Source organism: Rhizobium metallidurans (assembly GCF_014196505.1).
In the GTDB taxonomy this organism is placed as follows: Bacteria; Pseudomonadota; Alphaproteobacteria; order Rhizobiales; family Rhizobiaceae; genus Rhizobium; species Rhizobium metallidurans.
This window is the reverse complement of sequence record NZ_JACIDW010000012.1, coordinates 1-12,753: the sequence shown is the minus strand read 5'-3', so window position 1 is coordinate 12,753 and position 12,753 is coordinate 1. Positions and strand designations below refer to the sequence as shown.

General features: G+C 58.5%; 18 protein-coding genes. 11 read left to right on the top strand and 7 right to left on the bottom strand.

Annotated elements, in window-relative coordinates; genetic code table 11:
* The first annotated feature begins 98 nt into the window (after nucleotides 1-98).
* On the top strand, nucleotides 99-302 hold the full coding sequence (locus GGQ67_RS16930; RefSeq protein ID WP_113371421.1) for a CsbD family protein: 204 nt from the start codon (nucleotides 99-101) through the stop codon (nucleotides 300-302).
* A 231-nt stretch (nucleotides 303-533) separates the two neighbouring features.
* On the opposite strand, the gene GGQ67_RS16925 is transcribed toward GGQ67_RS16930, so the two are convergent.
* The gene (locus tag GGQ67_RS16925; RefSeq protein ID WP_113452559.1) at nucleotides 534-908 is read right to left on the bottom strand and encodes a response regulator; all 375 of its coding nucleotides are present in this window, start codon (nucleotides 906-908) and stop codon (nucleotides 534-536) included.
* 283 nt (nucleotides 909-1,191) lie between these two features.
* On the opposite strand from GGQ67_RS16925, the gene GGQ67_RS16920 reads away from it, so the two are divergent.
* Nucleotides 1,192-2,286 (top strand): sensor histidine kinase, encoded by a 1,095-nt coding sequence (locus tag GGQ67_RS16920; RefSeq protein ID WP_246400206.1) that lies wholly within the window; start codon nucleotides 1,192-1,194, stop codon nucleotides 2,284-2,286.
* Here the strand turns inward: GGQ67_RS16920 and GGQ67_RS16915 are convergent, their stop codons facing one another.
* Nucleotides 2,287-3,180 carry an SDR family oxidoreductase gene (locus tag GGQ67_RS16915; RefSeq protein ID WP_183901314.1) on the bottom strand — a complete coding sequence of 298 codons (894 nt, stop codon included), beginning with the start codon at nucleotides 3,178-3,180 and terminating at the stop codon, nucleotides 2,287-2,289.
* 148 nt (nucleotides 3,181-3,328) lie between these two features.
* Here GGQ67_RS16915 and GGQ67_RS16910 point away from each other — a divergent pair, with 148 nt between their 5' ends.
* Both GGQ67_RS16910 and GGQ67_RS16905 read left to right on the top strand, forming a co-directional pair.
* A complete protein-coding gene (locus GGQ67_RS16910) occupies nucleotides 3,329-3,646 on the top strand; it encodes a plasmid stabilization protein (RefSeq protein ID WP_183901313.1) in 318 nt (105 codons plus the stop codon).
* Nucleotides 3,647-3,889: 243 nt separating this feature from the next.
* The gene (locus GGQ67_RS16905) at nucleotides 3,890-4,459 is read left to right on the top strand and encodes an NADPH-dependent FMN reductase (protein WP_183901312.1); all 570 of its coding nucleotides are present in this window, start codon (nucleotides 3,890-3,892) and stop codon (nucleotides 4,457-4,459) included.
* A gap of 352 nt (nucleotides 4,460-4,811) precedes the next feature.
* Here the strand turns inward: GGQ67_RS16905 and GGQ67_RS16900 are convergent, their stop codons facing one another.
* From GGQ67_RS16900 to GGQ67_RS16890, 3 genes are all read right to left on the bottom strand, one after another.
* A complete protein-coding gene (locus tag GGQ67_RS16900; protein WP_113371429.1) occupies nucleotides 4,812-5,030 on the bottom strand; it encodes a hypothetical protein in 219 nt (72 codons plus the stop codon).
* Nucleotides 5,031-5,124: 94 nt separating this feature from the next.
* On the bottom strand, nucleotides 5,125-5,415 hold the full coding sequence (locus tag GGQ67_RS16895; RefSeq protein WP_183901311.1) for a hypothetical protein: 291 nt from the start codon (nucleotides 5,413-5,415) through the stop codon (nucleotides 5,125-5,127).
* Between the two features lie 95 nt (nucleotides 5,416-5,510).
* Nucleotides 5,511-5,783: an usg protein gene (locus GGQ67_RS16890; protein ID WP_183901310.1), complete on the bottom strand. Its 273-nt coding sequence runs from the start codon at nucleotides 5,781-5,783 to the stop codon at nucleotides 5,511-5,513.
* 276 nt (nucleotides 5,784-6,059) lie between these two features.
* Between GGQ67_RS16890 and groES the strand changes: the two genes are divergently transcribed.
* The 3 genes from groES to GGQ67_RS16875 all read left to right on the top strand — a co-directional run bounded on the left by groES (nucleotide 6,060) and on the right by GGQ67_RS16875 (nucleotide 8,345).
* On the top strand, nucleotides 6,060-6,374 hold the full coding sequence (gene groES, locus GGQ67_RS16885; protein WP_183901309.1) for a co-chaperone GroES: 315 nt from the start codon (nucleotides 6,060-6,062) through the stop codon (nucleotides 6,372-6,374).
* A gap of 59 nt (nucleotides 6,375-6,433) precedes the next feature.
* Nucleotides 6,434-8,062, top strand: a complete 1,629-nt coding sequence (gene groL, locus GGQ67_RS16880) for a chaperonin GroEL (protein ID WP_183901308.1) — start codon at nucleotides 6,434-6,436, stop codon at nucleotides 8,060-8,062.
* A gap of 106 nt (nucleotides 8,063-8,168) precedes the next feature.
* Nucleotides 8,169-8,345, top strand: a complete 177-nt coding sequence (locus GGQ67_RS16875) for a hypothetical protein (protein ID WP_246400205.1) — start codon at nucleotides 8,169-8,171, stop codon at nucleotides 8,343-8,345.
* A 176-nt stretch (nucleotides 8,346-8,521) separates the two neighbouring features.
* Here GGQ67_RS16875 and GGQ67_RS16870 read toward each other — a convergent pair whose 3' ends face one another.
* A complete protein-coding gene (locus GGQ67_RS16870; protein ID WP_183901307.1) occupies nucleotides 8,522-8,734 on the bottom strand; it encodes a helix-turn-helix domain-containing protein in 213 nt (70 codons plus the stop codon).
* 241 nt (nucleotides 8,735-8,975) lie between these two features.
* On the opposite strand from GGQ67_RS16870, the gene GGQ67_RS16865 reads away from it, so the two are divergent.
* The 4 genes from GGQ67_RS16865 to GGQ67_RS16850 all read left to right on the top strand — a co-directional run bounded on the left by GGQ67_RS16865 (nucleotide 8,976) and on the right by GGQ67_RS16850 (nucleotide 12,270).
* Nucleotides 8,976-9,803, top strand: coding sequence for a type IV toxin-antitoxin system AbiEi family antitoxin domain-containing protein (locus tag GGQ67_RS16865; RefSeq protein WP_183901306.1), 828 nt, complete (start codon nucleotides 8,976-8,978; stop codon nucleotides 9,801-9,803).
* A complete protein-coding gene (locus tag GGQ67_RS16860) occupies nucleotides 9,800-10,660 on the top strand; it encodes a nucleotidyl transferase AbiEii/AbiGii toxin family protein (RefSeq protein WP_183901305.1) in 861 nt (286 codons plus the stop codon). Before GGQ67_RS16865 ends, GGQ67_RS16860 begins: the two co-directional genes overlap by 4 nt.
* Nucleotides 10,661-11,325: 665 nt before the next feature.
* Nucleotides 11,326-11,691, top strand: coding sequence for a hypothetical protein (locus GGQ67_RS16855; RefSeq protein WP_183901304.1), 366 nt, complete (start codon nucleotides 11,326-11,328; stop codon nucleotides 11,689-11,691).
* 30 nt (nucleotides 11,692-11,721) lie between these two features.
* On the top strand, nucleotides 11,722-12,270 hold the full coding sequence (locus GGQ67_RS16850; RefSeq protein ID WP_183901303.1) for a CHAT domain-containing protein: 549 nt from the start codon (nucleotides 11,722-11,724) through the stop codon (nucleotides 12,268-12,270).
* Here GGQ67_RS16850 and GGQ67_RS16845 read toward each other — a convergent pair.
* Nucleotides 12,248-12,565: a hypothetical protein gene (locus GGQ67_RS16845; protein WP_183901302.1), complete on the bottom strand. Its 318-nt coding sequence runs from the start codon at nucleotides 12,563-12,565 to the stop codon at nucleotides 12,248-12,250. The two genes, GGQ67_RS16850 and GGQ67_RS16845, sit on opposite strands and share 23 nt — an antisense overlap.
* Nucleotides 12,566-12,753 lie beyond the last annotated feature (188 nt).

The following is a 12,753-nucleotide window of genomic DNA, read 5'->3' as shown; positions in this document are numbered from 1 at the left end:
CCATCGAACGCATCCGTCGCGCCGCGCTCGTTGTGGCGATTCTTGAACAAACTGCACCGGCAGAGCGTTATCCGTCCAGTTCTTACGGAGGAAATCATATGGACTGGAATCGCGTCGAAGGAAACTGGAAGCAGGTCAAGGGCAAGATCAAGGAGCAGTGGGGCAAGCTCACCGACGACGATCTCGACCAGATCGCCGGCAAGCGCGATCAGCTCGAAGGCAAGATCCAGGAACGTTACGGCGTCGAGAAGGATCGCGTCAAGACGGACGTCGACGACTGGTATGGTCGCCAGACCTGGTGATCGACAAAATAGCAACAAGCTGGCGCGGCACTTCCGGTCGCGCCAGCTGTTGACCAGTGATCGGCCGGCACTGAGGCTATGAGACTTACCCTTGTCGATCTGCCAGCGAGTTGGCTTCCCGACGGTACCGCCTTCTTCCGTAAGGCAACATGGAAGAATGAAGACGCAGAGAAACGTTGCTTCTCTGACGGCTGGCCCCTTCGGGAGAACTTCGATATCGACGCCTGACGGCTATGATCCGGGCAAAGCCAGCATCTCCCGCATCTCTTTGATGACCTCTTCATGCACATAAGGCTTCGAAAAGAAGACCGTGCCGTCGGGAATGTCGGTGATCTCTACGACGCGCCGGCCGGAAGTGACGATGATGCGCGTCGTCGGCCATCGGGCTGCTACCAGCTTGGCGAGCGCAAGACCATCCAGCTGTCCCGGCATTTCCACATCGGTGAACATCAGATCGATCGGTTGATGGGACTCCAGCATCGCGATGGCCTCGTCTGAATCGCCGGTGCCCAGCACACGGAAACCATCCTCCTCGAGAGAATCGACGATGTCCAACCGGAGCAATGCTTCATCCTCGACCACGAGCACGCTGGGGGCGGCAGGCATGAAACTCCTCACCAAACAGATACAGTCTTGTCACCAAAACTCTGGAGGAGGTTCATTGATCCACGACGCCGTTGATTTTGCGGACTTTATTCATTTGGAAACGACTTGGAAAACCGCGGCCCGTTGATCGGTCGCCAGCAATTGCATTGATGCTCCTAAAGCCTATCTTAGGAGCGTTCAGCGAAGCTGTCAGACATTGGGGAGCGGGTGTGGGACAACACAACTGACGGATTCCCTGTCGGCAGGCCGGACAGTATCGCGGTCAGTCCGGAGGAGTGTTCGATTGGCTGGTTCAGTGCATTTCCTTGATGGCGGCGGCGAAATGGCAAAATCGGTCCGCGCCTACGATTGGCACGCCAGCGTGCTCGGTCCTCTCGAGACTTGGCCGCCCTCGCTTAAAATCGCAGTCGGCATGATGCTCAATTCGACATTCCCGAAGTGTATCGTTTGGGGACCGGAGCTGATCACGATCCATAACGATGCATTCCTGCCGATCCTCGGCGACAAACCGCCGGCTCTCGGACGACCATTCAGCGACGTCTGGAGTGAAGCGTGGGAAGAGATCGGGCCGATCGCAGCCCGCGCCCGTGCCGGCGAGGCGACGTTCATTGAAGACTTTCCGCTCGTGGTCGATCGCCACGGCTATCCGGAACAAGCCTATTTCACCTTCTGCTACAGTCCGATCCGCGACGAAGGCGGCTTTATCAGGGGATTCATGGACACTGTGATAGAGACCACCGGGACGGTCGAAGCACGTCGCCAGGCCAGCCTGCTGAATGCTGAGCTGGAGCATCGGATCAAGAATACTCTGGCGGTCATCTCCGCCATCGTCAGCCAGACCCTTCGAGCGACAGAGTCCGACTCGGAGGCGCGCTCGGCGCTTCAAGAGCGGATACAGGCCATGGCGCAGGCACAGTCCCTGCTGACGCGCGCAAGTACCGCCGAAGCCAACATCACCGATGTGGTGCAGGGGACGACCGCGCCCTTCAAGCTATCCGAAGAACGCTTCCACATAAGCGGTCCTCCGGTGATGCTGTCGTCGAAACAGGCTCTGACCTTGAGTCTGGCTCTACATGAGCTCTCGACCAACGCCGTCAAGTACGGCGCATTGTCCAACGCCTCCGGCGTGGTGCGGGTCGACTGGCGTGTCGGCCGGCCAAGTTCCGAGGATGAGTTCCGGCTGACATGGATCGAGTCCGGTGGACCGCCGGTGGTCGCCCCGACCCGCAGGGGCTTTGGCTCTCGCATTATCGAGGCTGTATTGCCGCAGGACTTCGCGGGCGAGGCCAAGTTAACCGCCGATCCGGCTGGCATCCGCTACGAACTTCGCACGCGCATGAGCAAGATCGGCGAGAGAGATGTTCAATCCGCGGGTTGATTATGCGACGCCCTTGCCGCCTGTGACGCCGTAGACCTCGCCATTGATGAAACTTGCCTCCTGCGAGGCCAGAAGAACGAACACCGGGGCCAGTTCGACAGGCTGCCCGGGACGTCCGAAGTCGCTGTCCTTGCCAAAGTTCTTCACCTTCTCGTCCGGCTGGCCACCGCTCGGCTGCAACACTGTCCAGACCGGGCCAGGCGCCACGACATTCGCCCGGATGCCGCGCTCGATCAACTGCTTGGCGAGCGCCTTGGTGTAGGCGACGATACCGGCCTTGGTGGTGGCATAGTCGAGCAGGATCGGCGACGGCTGATAGGCCTGGATCGACGCGGTGGTGATCACAGCCGAGCCTGCTGGCATATGGGGAACTGCTGCCTGGGCAATCCAATGCAGCGCATAGAGGTTAGTCTTCATGGTCTTGTCGAAGTCGTCGGTCGACAGCTCCTCGATCTTCTCATGGTACTGCTGCCGGCCGGCATTGATGACCAGAATGTCGAGACCGCCGAGACCGGACACGGTCTTCTTGACCAGTTCCCGGCACCACGCCTCCTCCTTGATGTCGCCCGGCAGGGCAATCGCCTTGCGACCCTCCGCCTCGATCAGGTCGATCACCTCTTTGGCGTCGGCTTCCTCATCCGGGAGATAGGCGATCGCGACATCAGAACCTTCGCGGGCAAAGGCGATCGCGGCAGCACGACCAATACCGGAATCGCCCCCTGTGACCAGGGCCTTGCGGCCGGCGAGCTTGCCGGAACCTCGATAGCTCTTCTCGCCATGGTCAGGGGTCGGGTCCATCTTCCGCGCCAGGCCGGGAGCCGGTTGCGGCTGGTCGGGGAACGGCGGTGCTGGATAAAGTTTGCGGGGGTCTTTCAAGGAGTCTTGTTCGCTCATCATAACACCGAATTTTGTTTGGGATGGATTGGACAGTGCCAATTCGCGAACGCGGCTTCCGGATGTTTGTTCCTGCGATCTCGCCACGGTGGAACTAACAATAAGAGCGTTCGTTCGTTTTTGATGATCAAACCAAGGAGAAAGCGTCATGCCCCGCGGTGACAAATCGAAATACACCGACAAGCAGGAACGCAAGGCAGACCACATCGCCGAAAGCTATGAGGATCGTGGCGTCTCGGAGAAAGAGGCTGAACGCCGGGCCTGGGCGACCGTCAACAAGGCCGACGGCGGCGGCAAGAAAGCCGGCGCCTCCGGCCAGGGCAAGCACACTGGCCATCCGGCGGCGCATAAAGGCGGCAAAAAGGGCGGCAAGGCTGCTGCCTCGCGATCGGCTGCGGATCGCTCCGCCTCTGCAAAGAAGGCTGCGGCCACCCGCAAGCGGAACGCCGAGCACCACGCTCATTAATGTTTACTTCTCGGAGCGGCCGCCTGTAGACGCCGCCTCGAGATTATTGAACGGAGATCTCTAGACCGCCGGCGTCTTCGAATGCACGGTCAGCTTGGTGTTCGTCATGTCGGACTCCTTTTTCAGCCCTAACGCCGCCGCAGGGCTTTTGTGCCGACAAATTCGGCCCTAGCTTGGATACGGCTGCGGGAGCACCAGAGGATGCTGCGGGAGCACCAGATGATAAAGAACAGGAGTTCAGGCATGACGACCAAGCTTAGTGTGATCATCGGCAGCACGAGATCCGGCCGTGCCGGCGTACCAGTTGCCAAATGGGCCTACAGCGAAGCGGTCTCGCATGGCGCCTTCGACGTCGACCTGCTGGATCTGGCTGAATTCAATCTGCCGCTCCTCGACGAACCGAAGCACCCGCGCCTGCAGCAATACGAGCACGAGCACACGAAGCGTTGGAGCGCAGCGATCGGTCCGGCCGACGCCTTTCTCTTCGTCACGCCCGAATACGATTATTTCACCTCGGCGGCTCTGGTGAACGCTCTGCAGTTCCTCTCGGTCGAGTGGCATTACAAAGCGGCCGGCATTGTCAGCTATGGCGGTATCTCTGGCGGTCTGCGCGCCACGCAGGAACTGCGGCAGCTGATCGGCAATCTCAATATGATGGCAATCCCGCAGACCGTACCTGTGCCCTTCTTTTCAAAGTTCATCAACGAGGAAAAGATATTCGTGCCCGAGCAGCCGGTCATTGACGGCCTCAAGCTCACGGTCGATGAGCTTGCAAAATGGAGCAAGGCTCTGAAATCGTTGCGAGCGAATTGAGGTTCGGGGCAGTCGGATCATCTGCCGGTCTGCTGCGCCTCGGCTTGCGTGAGCGTTTCCAAAAGCGTCCGAACTCGCGTTGAGTGCGGATGGGACTTCGAACGCCGGGAGTGACTGCAGGCGCTGGACATGCGCCCTGTCCAGCGCCCTGCTGGAAAATCGCTTCACCCAGGTCTCGTCGTCTCTCATTTTCTGGTCCATATCGCTCAGCCTGTTGTGCCCAGAATTGCTTGCAGGAAACGCGAGCAGCCATGCTCGGTTCCGTTCCAAAGACACGGCGTTATACTTGATCTTGATCCTGGCCAGAGATCGCCGGATATCCGGCGGTCGGACCTGCAGGGGCGCCAGGAACTCATTCCTCGTCGATCAGATCGGCGGCCTCAAGGATACCAACGAGATCGGCCACCTTACCCGAGGGCAAAGAACGCCCTTCATTGACCAGTGCCTCGTCGGCGTTCAGCCATGCCCAGGCCTCCGCGAGTTCGCCTGCCGATGCCCCGGTCTGGTTGATCGCGGCGACGAGAGGCTCGTCGGTTGGTCCGAGGATCGCGGTGATTTCCTCCAGTTTCATGTGAGCTTCCTCCGTTTCTTCGGGAGTGTTTCCACCTCGGCTGGCCTTCAGATAGGCCCTCGTCTTGACGAGAAAAGGAGCTGCTGGAGACAATCTAGTGAATAGCGTGGCTCATCATCCGGTAGGGATGGGCAGCATTGAACTGGGAGATCACGGCCGTCGCCTGCAACAGCACCCGCTCGGCATTCGCCATTTCGTCGCGCGCGAGCTCGTCGGCATTGACGCGAATTGCCTGCGCCATGTTGGCCGACAGCGCGGCAAAGTGGCGGTTGCCTTCGACAAAGGCCTCGCGGGCAGTCCCCTCCAAGACACGCGCGATATCGGCAAAGACCTCTTCCCGTTCCTCGATGCTCAGGTCCTTGATAATCTTGATCTTCTCTTCCATTTCGCTCTCACTCCGAACAGACGTGCAATGCTGACCGAGCTCATCAAGCCTCGGCAGCGAGAGACCTAGGAAGGGAAAATTTCTGTTTCAAGACCTCAGTGGAGCTTGAACTCGCCTTCGACACGACGCCATTCGTTGGGTCCGATCAGACGCTGATGGGTATAGCGCACGGAATGCAGCGGGCCATCGAGGCTGGCCTTCCAGAAGTCCAGGAACTTGTGCATCTCGGGAAAATCGGGAGCCAGATCGTAATCCTGCCAGACATAGGTCTGCAGCACGGATTCAAAATCGGGAATGCGGTAGAGGATGTGTGCGGTGGTGAGGCCGTAGCCGTTCAGTTGCCGTTCCAGATCCGATGAGAATTGCATGCTTCATCTCCGTTTCATGACAAAGCGATGGTGACGAAAAATCGAGCTGTCATCAACGGATTTTTGAACGCCGGACGCGACTTTATGGTTCCTTTACAGCATGTTAGTAGCCGCTCCCGGTGAGTGCTAATTTTTCGTTTGACCCTCTTGAAATCGAAAAATCCCGAAAATAAATCTTTTGCCGCGAACGCTCATTGGAGGTTCGCACCCGCCCGGACTGGTCATCCGGTCCGGCCAGGGATCAACGTCATCTTTTTTTGCTCAACGGAGGAAAACATGTCGTTCCGACCGCTTCATGATCGCATTCTCGTCCGCCGGGTCGAATCCGAAGAAAAGACCAAAGGTGGCATCATCATTCCCGATACCGCCAAGGAAAAGCCGCAGGAAGGCGAGGTGATCGCCGTGGGTCCGGGTGCGCGCAACGAGGCCGGCCAGATCCAGCCGCTCGACGTCAAGGCCGGCGATCGCATCCTGTTCGGCAAATGGTCCGGCACCGAGATCAAGATCAACGGCGAAGACCTGCTGATCATGAAGGAAAGCGATGTCATGGGCATCATCGAAGCCCAGGCCGAGCAGAAAAAGGCCGCCTGAGGCGGTACCAGTCCATCCAACCCATCAGTCAGATAGCTGCCTATTGAGGAGTTAAAGAAATGGCTGCAAAAGAAGTCAAATTCCACAGCGAAGCCCGTGAACGCATGCTGCGTGGGGTCGATGTGCTCTCCAATGCCGTGAAAGTCACCTTGGGACCAAAGGGTCGTAACGTCGTGATCGACAAGTCCTTCGGCGCGCCGCGCATCACCAAGGACGGCGTTTCCGTCGCCAAGGAAATCGAGCTCGAAGACAAGTTCGAGAACATGGGCGCGCAGATGCTGCGCGAAGTCGCGTCCAAAACCAACGACCTTGCCGGCGACGGCACGACCACCGCGACCGTGCTTGCTCAGGCGATCGTCAAGGAAGGCGCCAAGGCCGTCGCCTCCGGCATGAACCCGATGGACCTGAAGCGCGGTATCGATCTTGCCGTCGACGCCGTCGTCAAGGAATTGAAGACGAACGCCCGCAAGATCACCAGCAATTCCGAGATCGCCCAGGTCGGCACCATCTCGGCCAATGGCGATTCCGAGATCGGCCGTTATCTCGCCGAAGCCATGGAAAAGGTCGGCAACGAAGGCGTCATCACAGTTGAAGAAGCCAAGACCGCTGAAACCGAACTCGAAGTCGTCGAAGGCATGCAGTTCGACCGCGGCTACCTCAGCCCCTACTTCGTCACCAACCAGGATAAGATGCGGGTCGAGCTCGAAGATCCCTACATCCTGATCCATGAGAAGAAGCTGTCGAACCTGCAGACGATGCTGCCGGTTCTCGAAGCTGTCGTGCAGTCCGGCAAGCCGCTCATTATCATCGCCGAGGACGTCGAAGGCGAAGCGCTTGCCACGCTCGTCGTCAACAAGCTGCGCGGCGGCCTGAAGATCGCTGCCGTCAAGGCTCCGGGCTTCGGCGACCGCCGCAAGGCCATGCTGGAAGATATCGCCATCCTCACTGGCGGCACGGTCATCTCAGAAGACCTCGGCATCAAGCTCGAGTCGGTTACGCTCAACATGCTCGGCCGGGCCAAGAAGGTGGCGATCGAGAAGGAAAACACCACCATTATCGACGGCGTCGGTTCCAAGGCGGAAATCGATGGCCGCGTTGCGCAAATCCGCGCCCAGATCGAGGAGACCACATCCGATTACGACCGTGAGAAACTCCAGGAGCGTCTCGCCAAGCTTGCCGGCGGCGTTGCTGTCATTCGCGTCGGCGGCTCGACGGAAGTTGAGGTGAAAGAGAAGAAGGATCGCGTCGACGATGCGCTGCATGCGACCCGTGCAGCCGTGGAGGAAGGCATCCTGCCGGGCGGCGGCGTCGCGCTGCTCCGTGCCGTCAAGGCGCTCGATAATCTCGACGCCGCCAACCAGGACCAGAAGGTCGGTATCGAGATCGTTCGCCGTGCGATCGAGGCTCCGGTCCGTCAGATCGCCGAGAATGCTGGCGCCGAAGGCTCCGTCATCGTCGGCAAGCTGCGCGAGAAGGCTGACTTCTCCTATGGCTGGAATGCCCAGACCAGCGAATACGGCGACCTTTATGCTCAGGGCGTCATCGATCCGGCCAAGGTCGTCCGTACCGCGCTCCAGGATGCGGCCTCCGTCGCCGGTCTTCTGGTGACGACGGAAGCCATGATCGCCGAGAAGCCCAAGAAGGAGTCCGCTCCGGCGCTGCCGGCTGGCGCCGGCATGGACTTCTAAAGTAAAAACGGTTGCCCGTCCGCCGGTGCGGACGGGCAACTTCACAGGATTTATCACCTTGACAAATTTGCCATCGAGAGAAGATGCGCGTCTGTGCGCGAGCGTCGTGAAGGAGATCGCGCGCACCAAAGGTGTTTTGCATGACGCGGCTGCTGTCGGAAGGCTGACGGTCTTGGTTGCCAGGCTCTTTAACAAGGGCCTGCGCGAACGCGATGAGCTTCTGTCGGCCGCAATGGAATCATATTCCGCGCTGGCGATGCCGTCGCTGCAGGCAAGCGAGTGACGGTAACGGACATACCTCGTCAAGAAGTGTACTCGATTAGGGGAAGCTGGTGCGCTTCATCGCATCTCCATTTCCCCGGCTTACAGTGACCTTCTGATGAGAGACAGAGACTTGTTTCAAAAGGTCAGAGCCGGCTCGACAGAAATGCACCATTTTCAAGGTCCGTTGTCGGCAAGTCATTCCGAGATAGTTGCGAACCGTTTTCGATATTCTGCCGGCGTGACCCCGACGTGGCGAACGAACGCCCGACGCAGCACGTCGGCGTCGGCGAACCCGCAATGCGCCGCGACCTGCTTGGGTGCCTCGCTCCCTTGCTCAAGAAGGTGACGCGCCGCGCTCACGCGGGCTTCCTCCACCCAGGTTGCCGGCGTGATGCCGACCGCCGACAAGGAACCACTTCCATCGCGGCAACTTTTGCAGCGTCATCCGCTGCTCGCAATGGCACGGCTAGGTGAAGCATTTGAACGGTGAAAGTTCGAGAAATAGCAGCGATCGTCTCCCTTGATAGCTTGCACGGTGGTAGCCGCTCAAAGAATCATATTGGTTTTTCCGCAATAATGGCGGATTTCCATGAATGATTCGGTAAAGGCATCGTATTGAGTTTTCCGCGTGAAAAGCGGATAAAGAGATATGATGCAAACCGGACGATCAACGCTGTCTTCCTACACATCCGGTCTGCTCGCTACCGGCCGGGGAGTCTTCTCTGCGGATGAAGCGCAGCAAGAAATCGGCATTAGCCGGGGCGCTTTCCTTGACGCTGCCGAGCGCTTGCAGCGGCGCGGCCAGCTTATCCGGCCCCGTCGCGGCTTCTATGTGGTTGTGCCGCCTCAGCACGCCGTCATGGGAGCGCCGCCGCCGGAGTGGTACATCGACGCCCTGATGCGCCACGAAAAGCGACCCTACTATGTGGGATTGCTGACGGCTGCCGCCGCCCATGGCGCCTCCCACCAGGCTGCTATGGTATTTCAGGTCGTTACGAACAAACTCATGCCCGATATTGCGGCTGGGAGAACGCGTATCGTCTTCTCATTTCGCAAGGATATGGGAGCGGTATCGACGGGAATCGAAGACCGCAAGACGCCTTCGGGATATATGAAGCTGTCTTCACCGGAACTGACGGCACTCGACCTGGTACGCTATCCGCATTCCGGGGCTGGTCTGGACAATATTGCGACGATATTTTCCGAACTTGCCGAACGGCTGCAATCCGAGAAGCTTGCTTCCCTGTCGGGTGCTTTCGAGAAAGCGGTCGCCCAACGCCTCGGGCACCTGCTTGGAAGGCTGGGGTACTCGCAGATAGCGGAAGCGATGTTCGCAGCGCTATCTCTACGTGGGCCGCTTCCATGGGTCGAACTCGATCCCAAGCAGGCGGGAGATCCAGATTTCTCGCCGCCGCCATCCGAACGCGATGAACGATGGCGTGTGATCGTTCGCCGGCCGCCGGAGGTCGACGAATGATACCGCAGGACTACATCACCGCCTGGAATGGTGTGGTGCCATGGGCAAGCCAACGGCAAGTCGAGCAGGATCTCATCATTAGCCGCGCGATTGTCGCCATTTTCTCCGATCCGTACCTGCGCAACGAACTGCGCTTCCGCGGCGGCACTGCACTCAACAAGCTGCACTTCCCGAAGCCGTTGCGCTATTCGGAAGACATCGACCTTGTGCGGACGACTGCCGGTCCTATCCGCCCGTTACTGGAGCATCTGCAGGACGTTCTTGATCCTTGGCTGGGAAAGCCGCGATTCGATCAAAGCCCTGTCGCGCCGAAGCTCAAATACGCCGTCGAAGCCGAAGACAGGGATTCCCCTGGTCCGATCAAGCTCAAGATCGAAATCAACACGCGTGAACGGGAAGCTTACGATCCACCCGTCGAGATTCCGTTTACTGTCGAAAATCCGTGGTTCGCCGGCGAGGCTGCAATCCCGACTTTCTCGCGGGAAGAAATGCTGGCGACCAAACTACGGGCCTTGCTTCAGCGCAACAAGGGTCGTGATCTGTTCGACCTGGATCACGCGCTCGATGTGTTCGAGGGGCTGAACTCGGCCAGGACCGTCGAGTGTTTCCTGCTCTACCTTGATAGAGCGGAGGTATCAATTTCCAGGGCCGAAGCGCAGCAGCGGATGTTCCAGAAGCTCGTCAATCCGGGCTTCTTCATCGACATGGCCCCACTGCTTCCGTCGGATCTCGCCAAAGCTCTGACCGAAGAAACTCTTAGGGCCGCATTTGCAAAGGTGATGAAGGAACTTATCGACCGGATGCCTGGCGAAGAATGGGCAAAGGCTGGGGAAATGCGCAAACGGTTCGGGCTGTAAACCAGCCTAAAGTGCCCGTCCGGGCTCTTGAACGGATACGAACTCGCGACCCGGCAATTCCTGGGAGAGCATCACACGGAATATCGATGATAATGTCCTTATCATGGATAGGAAAGCGATCTCTGTTCGTGCTCGATTTGGTGCGATAACCATCGCTCTCTGACACGGCATGAATGGCAACCTGCGATTTTCTTAACCAACTGCTAATGGGTGTTTGCAACTGTATCTTAGTAAACGTTCCAACTACTTACTTGGAGTTGCATATAGAATTGGTGCGTTCAGAGGCTTTATCTTTGGCGTCTCCACAATGTGTACATCTCAGAAAGTGCGGCGTCGCTGATAGCGACTTAGTAATTCACGCAGTTTCTTCATTGAGAGCCATTTTGTTAGAGGACAACATGGAATTTACTCGCAGAGCAATTCTTGCTGGTACAGGGACTTTAGCCCTCGCCTCACCACATATCACGCTGGCGCAAGGACTTCCGCCAACTCGCGCCCGCATATCAGGGGCAAAGACGTCACCGTCGATCATTGCATATAAGCGGGCAATTGACGCTCGTTGAGCGCTCTATCGCCCTAATTGCCGGAAACTCGAAGGCGTGAAATCCGTTTGCTGCTCGATCGCTGTCAATCTGCGGAGATGTCTGGTGGGCGGGGAGATACGGTTGCAACTCGAGCTCTTCGACGTCACCGGCTCGCCACACCCCATGATCCACGTCGAGATGCCGGAGGTTTTTTCATCGGGTTCCCTTGATCGGTGGTCGATGACCTATCCCCATGAATATGCCTATGTCGACAGCGAGACGTTCGTCGCTTCGCTCAGCGGGTTGGGATTGACGTCCCTGCCCGACCGAACGCTGATCGTGCCGACCGGAAAACTGATGCGTGTTCCTCCCAACATCCTCGAGATCGATGGGCAATTTGCCGGTCGCGACCATCGCCTCGCCGTTACGCCATCCCTCAACTGGTTGATGGCGAACCGCAGTCGCGATGTGCCTGGGAACGGGATTGTTCGCGCGTGGATTCCCTAGACAGACGACGATGCGGCACCGCTGAGACTGTTGCGCGAAAATCTCGCCGATGTGCTTACAAGCCATGACATTGCCATCGATCCTTCGCCCGAACCTTCCATCTCGCTCACTCAGGCGGAAGCCGGAATCATCGCCGGTCACGGGGGGCTTGCCACTGCGAACCGCTATTCCCGCTCTTTCACCAACGATGACCACCGTGGCACCAGCGTTTCAAAAATTGCCGATCTGACACGTCGCTCACGTCTGGTCATCCTGTTCGTGTGCTCAGGCGGCAGGGTCGATCCGGATCCTGAGAGCGGAGCGGGGATCGGTCTGGCGCGCCGTCTGCTTGCCAGGGGCACGCAAGCCGTGATCGCGCCACCATGGCCAGTGCCGGTCTTCATTGCGCGCCCCTGGCTGAGAGCCTTTCTGCCACCTTTCCGATCCGGATGCTCGTTGATCGATTGCTGTTATCTCGCCAATCAGGTGGTCGGCGAAGCTACATCTTACGATCCCAGCCGTTATCTCGCGATGACCCTTTATGGAAATCCTTTTATTTCTACCGGGCCCGGGTCAGCTACGCTTGGCGGGCGCCGTTGAAAGTCTTGACGAGAAAATAGCTGAGCGACAAGGCAAGCTGCCGTCCGAGGCGGATATATTCAGCTTCCGTCAAGCCGACCGTGCGATGTGCCCCCGAGCTGATAAAGGTATAGACATTGGCAAGTGTGGCTTCCTTGTGGACGTCAAGGACGCCGAGCTCGACCAGCGAGCGTAACGCGCTACCCCATTTCTTCGACTGGACCTCGTCGCCGCCAAGGTCATGGCTGATGGATCGCGCTATTGTCTCCAGCGCTATGCGAAGGTTGGTCAGACAATTATTCATATCCGGCTGCATGAACGCCTGTGCGGATGCCTCCAGACGCTCGATGACCTTGCCCCTTCTGACATCCCCGACTGACGGATCGCCGTTGTAAGTTCATCATCGATTGTGTCAACGGCGGAGTAAAAACCGGCCACGGGGCGGAGCAAAAGTCGGCCACTGTGGCGCCGGCCTGAGACCGCCGGGAGGGCTTAAGCCCGAGC

What these genes read in the sequence shown, in the direction of transcription:
- GGQ67_RS16865 (WP_183901306.1), top strand. Translation starts at nt 8,976, where the DNA reads ATGATGCAAACCGGACGATCAACGCTGTCTTCCTACACATCCGGTCTG.
- GGQ67_RS16890 (WP_183901310.1), bottom strand. Translation starts at nt 5,783, where the DNA reads ATGCAATTCTCATCGGATCTGGAACGGCAACTGAACGGCTACGGCCTC.
- GGQ67_RS16900 (WP_113371429.1), bottom strand. Translation starts at nt 5,030, where the DNA reads ATGAAACTGGAGGAAATCACCGCGATCCTCGGACCAACCGACGAGCCT.
- GGQ67_RS16930 (WP_113371421.1), top strand. Translation starts at nt 99, where the DNA reads ATGGACTGGAATCGCGTCGAAGGAAACTGGAAGCAGGTCAAGGGCAAG.
- groL (WP_183901308.1), top strand. Translation starts at nt 6,434, where the DNA reads ATGGCTGCAAAAGAAGTCAAATTCCACAGCGAAGCCCGTGAACGCATG.
- GGQ67_RS16895 (WP_183901311.1), bottom strand. Translation starts at nt 5,415, where the DNA reads ATGGAAGAGAAGATCAAGATTATCAAGGACCTGAGCATCGAGGAACGG.
- GGQ67_RS16905 (WP_183901312.1), top strand. Translation starts at nt 3,890, where the DNA reads ATGACGACCAAGCTTAGTGTGATCATCGGCAGCACGAGATCCGGCCGT.
- GGQ67_RS16910 (WP_183901313.1), top strand. Translation starts at nt 3,329, where the DNA reads ATGCCCCGCGGTGACAAATCGAAATACACCGACAAGCAGGAACGCAAG.
- GGQ67_RS16925 (WP_113452559.1), bottom strand. Translation starts at nt 908, where the DNA reads ATGCCTGCCGCCCCCAGCGTGCTCGTGGTCGAGGATGAAGCATTGCTC.
- groES (WP_183901309.1), top strand. Translation starts at nt 6,060, where the DNA reads ATGTCGTTCCGACCGCTTCATGATCGCATTCTCGTCCGCCGGGTCGAA.
- GGQ67_RS16915 (WP_183901314.1), bottom strand. Translation starts at nt 3,180, where the DNA reads ATGAGCGAACAAGACTCCTTGAAAGACCCCCGCAAACTTTATCCAGCA.
- GGQ67_RS16860 (WP_183901305.1), top strand. Translation starts at nt 9,800, where the DNA reads ATGATACCGCAGGACTACATCACCGCCTGGAATGGTGTGGTGCCATGG.
- GGQ67_RS16845 (WP_183901302.1), bottom strand. Translation starts at nt 12,565, where the DNA reads ATGCAGCCGGATATGAATAATTGTCTGACCAACCTTCGCATAGCGCTG.